General features: G+C 69.8%; 9 protein-coding genes and 1 pseudogene. 5 read left to right on the forward strand and 5 right to left on the reverse strand.

From position 1 onward, the window contains the following. The first annotated feature begins 293 nt into the window (after nt 1-293). Nucleotides 294-692: a YdeI/OmpD-associated family protein gene (locus ACR2FV_RS08130; RefSeq protein WP_434015192.1), complete on the forward strand. Its 399-nt coding sequence runs from the start codon at nt 294-296 to the stop codon at nt 690-692. Between the two features lie 12 nt (nt 693-704). Here the strand turns inward: ACR2FV_RS08130 and ACR2FV_RS08135 are convergent, their stop codons facing one another. Continuing rightward, the gene (locus ACR2FV_RS08135) at nt 705-1,115 is read right to left on the reverse strand and encodes an alpha/beta fold hydrolase (RefSeq protein ID WP_434015200.1); all 411 of its coding nucleotides are present in this window, start codon (nt 1,113-1,115) and stop codon (nt 705-707) included. 118 nt (nt 1,116-1,233) lie between these two features. Next, nucleotides 1,234-1,638: pseudogene (locus ACR2FV_RS08140) on the reverse strand (alpha/beta fold hydrolase); the annotation flags it as partial. A 96-nt stretch (nt 1,639-1,734) separates the two neighbouring features. Here ACR2FV_RS08140 and ACR2FV_RS08145 point away from each other — a divergent pair. After that, the gene (locus ACR2FV_RS08145) at nt 1,735-2,304 is read left to right on the forward strand and encodes a TetR family transcriptional regulator (protein ID WP_434015193.1); all 570 of its coding nucleotides are present in this window, start codon (nt 1,735-1,737) and stop codon (nt 2,302-2,304) included. 56 nt (nt 2,305-2,360) lie between these two features. Continuing rightward, nucleotides 2,361-2,999 (forward strand): PAQR family membrane homeostasis protein TrhA, encoded by a 639-nt coding sequence (gene trhA, locus ACR2FV_RS08150; protein WP_434015194.1) that lies wholly within the window; start codon nt 2,361-2,363, stop codon nt 2,997-2,999. An 18-nt stretch (nt 3,000-3,017) separates the two neighbouring features. Here trhA and ACR2FV_RS08155 read toward each other — a convergent pair whose 3' ends face one another. Together ACR2FV_RS08155 and ACR2FV_RS08160 are read right to left on the reverse strand one after the other, a co-directional pair. Beyond that, on the reverse strand, nt 3,018-3,611 hold the full coding sequence (locus tag ACR2FV_RS08155; protein WP_434015195.1) for a GTP pyrophosphokinase: 594 nt from the start codon (nt 3,609-3,611) through the stop codon (nt 3,018-3,020). Between the two features lie 52 nt (nt 3,612-3,663). Further along, nucleotides 3,664-4,719: a YeiH family protein gene (locus ACR2FV_RS08160; RefSeq protein WP_434015196.1), complete on the reverse strand. Its 1,056-nt coding sequence runs from the start codon at nt 4,717-4,719 to the stop codon at nt 3,664-3,666. 71 nt (nt 4,720-4,790) lie between these two features. On the opposite strand from ACR2FV_RS08160, the gene ACR2FV_RS08165 reads away from it, so the two are divergent. After that, nucleotides 4,791-5,714: a LysR family transcriptional regulator gene (locus tag ACR2FV_RS08165; RefSeq protein ID WP_434015197.1), complete on the forward strand. Its 924-nt coding sequence runs from the start codon at nt 4,791-4,793 to the stop codon at nt 5,712-5,714. Between the two features lie 16 nt (nt 5,715-5,730). Here ACR2FV_RS08165 and mobA read toward each other — a convergent pair whose 3' ends face one another. Further along, entirely contained in the window at nt 5,731-6,339 is a 609-nt protein-coding gene (gene mobA / locus ACR2FV_RS08170; RefSeq protein ID WP_434015198.1) for a molybdenum cofactor guanylyltransferase, read from the reverse strand. 263 nt (nt 6,340-6,602) lie between these two features. Here mobA and ACR2FV_RS08175 point away from each other — a divergent pair, with 263 nt between their 5' ends. After that, nucleotides 6,603-7,751, forward strand: coding sequence for an IS110 family transposase (locus ACR2FV_RS08175; protein WP_434015199.1), 1,149 nt, complete (start codon nt 6,603-6,605; stop codon nt 7,749-7,751). Nucleotides 7,752-7,996 lie beyond the last annotated feature (245 nt).

Consider the following 7,996-nt stretch of genomic DNA (forward strand, 5'->3'; position numbering starts at 1 on the left):
GCTCGGTCAGCATCTGCTGGACCCGCTCGGCGCGCAGCCCCACCCGCGGCCCGGGCGCAGCGCCGTCACCGGTGGCACCTACCGGTGTCACGTGCTCGCCCTCGCCGCTGATCTGCATACGAACAAAGGTACGACAACCCACCGACAGACCCGCTCACCTGCGATTATCCGGATCGATCGCCTTGAGCGACGGAGAGCTTGCGCAACCCAGCAGCCACCTCGGGTAACGGGCAGGTCCGCAGTCGTTGGACGCCCCCGATGCCCCGGTCACGACGGGGCCAGATGCGGTGCCGATGAAGACCAACCCGGTGGCCGTCCTGGCCTGGCTCACCTCTATCGGGTGGAGTGCCTCCCGACGAATCGTCGCCATCGTGACCTCACGCCGCTACCGTGGTCGGGTGAGCGGTCAGCCAGTACCCGGCGGTGTAATCCACCAACCAGTGCCCGGCGGGGTGGTCCACGGGCTACCTGCAGACCTGAGGACGGCGCTGGCCGCCAACACGACGGCACTCGACGCCTGGCACGACATCACGCCGTTGGCCCGCAACGAGTTCATCTGCTGGGTCGAGGACGCCAAGCAGGACGTGACCAGGGCGCGCCGAATCCGCCGGACCCAGGAGGAGCTGGAGGAAGGTCAACGCAGACCCTGTTGCTGGCCGGGGTGCAAACACCGCGAACGCACGGGCAGGTAGTGGGTCGACGCGTCAGCGCCCGCCCCAGCTGTCGGTAGCGCGCCATTCACGCCGGACCAGGATCCGGCATACGGCGTCAGCGACGAGATCTGGCCGGTCGACGGGCACGAAGGTGCGCGCGCGGTCCGCCCAGGTGACGTCGGTCCCCAGCAGTGCGGCGACTCGCCGTCCGTCACTCGGCGGGAAGAACACGTCATGTCGGGGCCAGACGACCTCTGCGTAGTGCCGCACGTGACCAAGCCGGCTACTGGCAGCAAGCAGGATCTGCGGGTCGAGCGAGACGATGAAGGCGGCGAGGTCCTTGCGGATCTCCGGGTCGGTGATCAGGCCGTGCAGGATCTCCTCGACGTAGCTTCGCCCGAAACCGCGCCTGGTGAGTATGTTGATCGTGCTCTGCCGCGCGAGCAGCGGAGACCACCGCAAGGCCCTTGCGAACAGACCCAACGTGAGAGGCCAGCGAGCACCGTAGACGAAAGGGCGCGAAGGCGGGCGGGGGGAAGTGCTCGAGCACCTCACAGCCGGCCAGGACCAGGCCGGCGGTGCGATCGGGGTGCTCGGCCGCGAAGACCTGACTCATGGCGCCACCGTTGTCGTTGCCCACGACCACAGCTCGGTCGACCTCATGCGCCGTGGGGATCCGGGCCAGCGCATCGGCGATGCCGTGCGGCGTGAGCAGCTGGCGGTCGGGCACGGGGTGCCGATGGGCGCCTTGAGGTAGGTCCGGGAGCAGGACCGTGGCGTGACCGGCGAGCAGAGTGGCCGTGGAATCCCAGACTCGCCCATCGACGAAGGCCCCGTGGACGCAGAGGACGGCTGGGCCGGAGCCCGTGCTGCGGACGTTGATCGGCCCGAGTGGGGTGTCGACTTCGCGTTGCTCTGTCATGGCGAGCGTCTGGATCGGCATGGGGTGCTCCTCAGGGAAGTTGACGTCCGGGTTGTAGCACATGCTACATCAGGAATGTAGCGGTCGCTACATCCAGGGTGGGAAGCCTCGGCACTACGCTGTGGAGGTGGCGAACTGCCGAAGGAAGGGGGAGCGCAGATGACGGAGCAGGGTCGACCTGGGCAGCGCGAGCAGTTCCTCGACGGTGCTGTCCAGCACGTACTGCGCGACGGCATCGGGACGCTGTCGTTGCGCCCGGTGGCGGCCGCGCTGGGCACCAGCGACCGTATGCTGCTCTACTACTTCGGCAGCCGTGATGCCCTCCTGACCGCCATCCTCGACCGCGTGGGCGCCATCCTCATGAGCGGCCTGACGACGTCGCAGCCCCAGGGTCGCGTCCAGCCTGACCGGTTGCTGGCCGCGATGTGGACCCTGGCCGCCGATCCGGTCAGCGAGCCGATCCTGCGGCTCTATCTCGAGATCCTCGGTCTCGCCTCGGCACGCCGCGAGCCGTTCGCGTCGGCGGCCGCACAGGTAGGCGCGGAATGGCTCGGTTGGGCTCAGAACCGGGTCGATGTCGAGCCGGAATGTCGCAAGGACACCGCGGCGGGCGTCCTCGCCGTCTTCGACGGCCTGCTCATGATGCGCTACGGCATAGGCGCCGACGAAAGCGACGGCGCCGCACGCTGGGCGGTTCGACACGCTGCAGGCGAGAAGGGCGGCTCATGACCCGAGAAAGTGGCTCGACTCACGCGACACCACGAAGCAAGGACGGCAGCGTCCATGTGACAGATGAGCGGTTCAACACCATCTCGCACCTCGTCGCCTCGTGTTTCGCCCTGGTCGGCGCCGCGTTGCTCATCTCTCAGGCGAGCGTGCAGGGCGAGCCGTGGAAGATCGTCGGGTTCAGCATCTACGGTCTGTCCCTCATGGCGCTGTTCGTGTCCAGCACGCTGCACCACGGTCTCAACGGAAGCCCGCGGTTCGACGAAGTTCTGCGCACCCTCGACTACAGCTCGGTCTTCCTCCTGATCGCGGGCACGACCACGCCGCTCGTGCTGGTGCTCTTCCGCAACACCTACGGCTGGACAGTCTTCGGCGCGGTGTGGGCCATCGCGGTGCTCGGCATCGCGATGCGCTCGGTGTGGCGTCAGCTGCCGAAGTACGTCACGAACACCCTGTTCATCTCGCTGGGTTGGTTGACGGTCCTGCTGGTCGGCGCCGGGGTGCCGCTGCCCCTGGGCGCGTTGGCCCTGATGGCGGCCGGGGGGCTGGTCTACAGCGCCGGCTTTGTGATCTACGTGCTCGAGAAGCCCAACCTGATCCCCGGGGTGTTCGGCTTCCACGAGCTGTGGCACCTGTTGGTGGTCGTGGCCGCCTTCCTGCACTACCTGCTCATGTACCTCTACCTGCTGCCGGCCTAAGCATCCTGATCGGTCCGGTCAACCTTCGCCGACCTGGGAGCGCAGGGTCTGCAGCTGGGCCAGCACCCGGTCGTCCGGCACGACCGGGCCCATCGTGGACCCCGTGTGCATGCCGGCCGCGCCGTGCAGCTGCCGGTGCAGATCCTCCATCCGCGCGTCCAGGTCCGCCGCCGTCTGGGCAGCCTGTCGCAGCTCGTCGATCATCTCCTGCGGCACGTCGGCATCGAACTTGTAGTAGATCTTGTGCTCCAGACTGGCCCAGAAGTCCATGGCCACCGTGCGCAGCTGCACCTCCACCACGACCGGCACGATCCGGTCGGACAGGTGCACCGGCACCTCGACCAGCGCGTGCAGACTGCGGTAGCCGTTGGGCTTGGGCTCGGCGACGTAGTCCTTGACCTGCCGGACGGGCGACTTCAGCCGGGTCGACACGTGCTCGATCGGGCTGTAGGAGTGCAGGTGGGCGAACTCCTCCTGCAGGATCGAGATCTTGGTCGCCACCTCGTCGATGCCGAACTTGTACTGCATCATGAAGCGCGTGAACTGCTCCCGCAGGTGGTGCAGGTCGCCCAGGGTGTCCAGATCGATCGGCCGCCGGTTGTCCAGATCCACCACCCCACCGTATGCCGTCCGCGCCACCCTCGGGGCGCCCTGCAGCTCGTCCTCAGGCGGCGAGCAGCACCCCGGTGAGGGCTGTCAGCGCCACGATGACCGTCGAGATCGCCGCCAGGACGAAGGGCCGCAGGCCCACCTTCTTCATGGCGGCCAGCCGGACCGAGCACCCCAGGGCAAACATGGCCGCGCTGAGCAGCACCGTCTGCCCGATCTGGGCCGCCTCGACGACCGACTCGCCGAGCACCCCGGTGGAGCGCAGCGCGACCATGGCCAGGAAGCCGAGCACGAACAACGGCACCAGCGGGGGGTGCTTGGCGCCCTCAGGGACCACGGTCGTGCGTCGCTGGTGCCAACCCAGCACCGCCAGGACCGGGGCGAGCATCAGCACGCGCGCCAGTTTGACCACGACGGCCGCTCCCAGCGCCGAGCCACCCAGCGTGCCGCCGACAGCGACGACCTGGGCCACCTCGTGGATCGAGCCGCCAGCCCAGAGCCCGGCCTGCTCGGTGGGCAGTCCGATGAGGGTGGCCAACAGTGGCACCGCCGGGATCATCAGCGTCCCGAAGATCACCACCAGGGCGATGGCGGTGACCACGTCCTCCTCCTCGGCGTCGACGACCCCGTCGGCGGCGGCGACGGCCGCGGCACCGCAGATCGAGAAGCCGCAGGCGATCAGCAGCCGCTGACCGGGCGCGACGCCCAGCATCCGGCCGATCAGGAGGGTGCCGAAGATGCCGATGACCACCACGGCGACGACGGTGCCGATCATGCCGACACCGAGGCCGGCGATGTCGGACAGCAACAGCTGCACGCCGAGCAGCACCACTCCGAGTCGCAGCAGCCGCTTGGCCGCGAACTTCAGACCGGGGGCGGTCGCGGCCGGCAGCGGGACGGTGGTGGCCAGAACGACCCCGAGCAGGATCGCCGCCAGCAGCGCGCTCATGACGGGCACCAGCTGGGTGACCAGGAGGCTGACCCCCACCGCCGCTGCGCACAGCAACAGCCCCGGCACCAGCCGCCGGGGGCCCGTGGGTGCGGCCTCGCGCTCGCCGACAGCGCGGTCCGGCGTGGTGCCGGGGGCGGTGCTCGCGGGCGTCGAAGGCATGACCCTCATGCTCCGCCGATCACCCGACCGCCGGTAGACCACGATCGGGCATCACCCCATACCATCGTGATATGACTCAACGGCAATGGCCCGACCTGAGCGCCCTGGAGCTGCTGGTCCGCGTCTCCGAGCACGGCAGTCTCGGCGCCGGGGCCCGGGCCGTCGGCATGGCGCAGCCCAATGCCAGTCGCATGGTCGCGCGACTGGAACGGGAATCGGGCGTCCCACTGCTGCAACGCTCCCCTCGCGGGTCGACCCTCACACCGCAGGGCGCCGTGGTCGTCGACTGGGCCCGGACGGTGCTCAGCGCCGCCGAAGACCTGCTGGTGGGGGTGGAGGCGCTGCAGGACCAAGGCAGCGCCACGCTCCCGGTGGGTGCCAGTATGACGATCGCGGAGTATCTCCTGCCGGCGTGGCTGGCGCAGTTCCGGGGAAGGCAGCCCGACGTCCGGGTCGCCCTGGACGTCACGAACTCGGCGCACGTGATCGAGGGGGTCCGCGCCGGCACCTACCGTCTCGGCTTCATCGAGTCCTCGGCCCCGCCCAAGGATCTGCACCGCGCCCAGGTGGGCACCGATCATCTCGTCGTCGTCGTCCCCCCGTCGCACCGGTGGGCGCACCGGCGCCTCCCCCTGACCGCCGACGAGCTCGCCGAGACCCCGCTGGTGCTGCGCGAACCCGGATCGGGCACCCGGGCGGCCCTGGAGACCACGCTCGCGGCTGCCGTCGGTGGCCTGCTCACACCGCCCGCCCTGTCCTTGAGCAGCAACGCCGCGGTGCGCACCGCCGTGCTGTCTGGCGCCGGCCCGGGGGTGCTGAGCCGGCACGCGGTCGCGGGGTCGCTGGAACGTGGGGATTTGCGCCTGGTGCCGGTGGAGGGCCTGGACCTCGGCCGCCGCCTGCACGCCCTCTGGAACGGTCCGCGCCGCCTGGACGGCCCGGCGGGTGAGCTCGTGACCCTGGCCCGCCGCTGCGCGCAGCCCCCCACGTCGTGACGTTCGGTGCCGTTGGCTAGGGCTGCAGCCGGTCCTGCCAGGCGCGATGGTCATCCCAGGTGTCCACGTCGCCGACGTTCTCGCCGGCCACCGGCACGTCGATGATCCTCAGCTCGGCGACCAGCCGGCGCACCGAGACTCCGTGCCCGCTGCCGACGGCGGCGCACGCCGCGACCAGCGCGTCCCGGCGGTATGCCGCCAGCAACCATTGCGGGTGCCCCGCGCTGTCGTGGGGGCACAGCGCGTCCACGTCCGGCGCAGCCGCAGCGGCGGCCTGCAGCATCGCCGGCACCACCGCGGCGGTGCCCGGCTGGTCGACCGCCAGCACCAGGACCCACGGCCCGGCACCGTCGCCGAGTGCCCTCAGCCCAGCGACGATGCCCGCCGTGGGTCCGCCGCCGGGCGGTTCCTCAGATGCCCAGTGCACGCCGTCGAAACCCGGCCGGGGCGACCCGACGACCACCACGCTCCGGGCACCGGCCGTGGCGTCCAGGACCCTGGCCAGCAACGGGCGTCCACCCACCTCGACCAGCGCCTTGTCCCGACCGCCCAGGCGTTCGCCCCGACCGCCGGCCAGCACGATCGCGTCGTGCTCGACACTCGGCGCCCTACGATCTGCGCTCACTGGTCTACCTTCCATATGTTGGCGCTCTCCGATGGGGCGTTGATGCACCCGAGGTGCCACCAGACCATCGCCCAGCTCGCTCGACAGATTCGATGTCCAGGATGAGATCTGCGGGGTCTGGTGGTTGCCCGGGACGTGCGGACCGTCGACAGGGCTGAGCGCCTCCGAGCGCCGATCAGTGAGCGAACCGGCAGCTGCGTCCCGGCACCCATGGCACCACATGAGGGTGCCTCCCCACTGGGACTAGCAGCGAGGAGGCTGACGTGAAGTCTGCCAGCAACACCCTGCCCGAGGCACCCCCCAACGATCTGACCGCCGGCATCGACTGGGCCTGCGATGATCACGCGGTGTGCATCGTCGATGGCCGCGGCCACCAGGTCGCCCACACCATGGTGGCGCACACCGCGACCGGGCTGCGTGACCTGATCACCTTCCTGGGCCGGCACGGCGCCGGAGAGGTCGCGATCGAACGACCGGACGGCCCAGTCATCGACACCCTGCTCGCCGCCGACTTGACCGTGGTCGTGATCAGCCCCAACCAGATCAAGAACCTGCGCTCCCGGTACGGCTCGGCCGGCAACAAGGACGACCGATTCGACGCGTTCGTGCTCGCCGACACCCTGCGCACCGACCGCCCCCGGCTGCGGACGTTGCAACCGGACACCCCAGCCACCGTGGCGTTGCGCCGCACCTGCCGGGCACGCACAGACCTCGTCAACCACCGAGTCGCCGTGGCCAACCAGCTGCGCGCACACCTGCGCAACGTCTTTCCCGGCGCCATCGGCCTCTTCTCCCAGATCGACTCGGCGATCAGCCTGAGCTTCCTGACCCGGTTCGCCACCCAGCACCAAGCCGACTGGCTCACCCCCACCCGGCTGGGCGCCTGGCTGGCCAAGCACGGCTACTCCGGCAAGATCGAGCCCAGCGTGCTCCACGCACGCCTGATCGCCGCACCCCGCGGGGCCACCGGCCCCCACGCCGACACCCAGGCCCACATCACCCAAGCCCTGGTCACCGTGCTGACCACCCTGCGCGAGCAAATCAAGACCCTCGCGGCCCAAATCAGCGACCAACTCGACGCCCACGCCGACCAGCACATCTTCACCAGCCTGCCCAAAGCCGGCCGCGTCCGCGCCGCCCGGCTGCTGAGCGAGATCGGTGACTGCCGAGCCAAGTTCCCCACCCCCGAGTCCCTGGCCTGCCTGGCCGGCGCCGCACCCTCGACCCGCCAATCCGGCAAGGCCCGCGCCGTCACCTTCCGCTGGGCCTGCGACAAACAACTGCGCGACGCCGTCACCAACTTCGCCGACGACACCAGACACGCCAACCCCTGGGCCGCCGACCTCGACCAACGCGCCCGCGACCGCGGACACGACCACCCCCACGCCGTCCGCATCCTGGCCCGCGCCTGACTGTTCGTCATCTGGCACTGCTGGCAAGACGAAGTCGCCTACCAACCCGGCCAACACCACGCCCTCCAACGCATCCTCAACACCACTGACAAAGCCGCCTAGACCGTTGGGGGTTGACACAGGGCTTCTCATCCGTCCTCGTCCTCGACTGGTGCCCTGTCTCGCAAAATGGTGCCCTGCGCGGGGCGGGAAACGACGTTGTGCGGCGGGGAACAAGCAAGAGCGGGGAAAAGCAAAAGGGAAAA

Origin of the sequence: Ornithinimicrobium sp. (assembly GCF_051004135.1) — a bacterium.
In the GTDB taxonomy this organism is placed as follows: Bacteria; Actinomycetota; Actinomycetes; order Actinomycetales; family Dermatophilaceae; genus Ornithinicoccus.

Coding starts and splice junctions, on each gene's coding strand:
- ACR2FV_RS08130 (WP_434015192.1), top strand. CDS start 294: ATGAAGACCAACCCGGTGGCCGTCCTGGCCTGGCTCACCTCTATCGGG.
- ACR2FV_RS08145 (WP_434015193.1), top strand. CDS start 1,735: ATGACGGAGCAGGGTCGACCTGGGCAGCGCGAGCAGTTCCTCGACGGT.
- ACR2FV_RS08160 (WP_434015196.1), bottom strand. CDS start 4,719: ATGCCTTCGACGCCCGCGAGCACCGCCCCCGGCACCACGCCGGACCGC.
- ACR2FV_RS08165 (WP_434015197.1), top strand. CDS start 4,791: ATGACTCAACGGCAATGGCCCGACCTGAGCGCCCTGGAGCTGCTGGTC.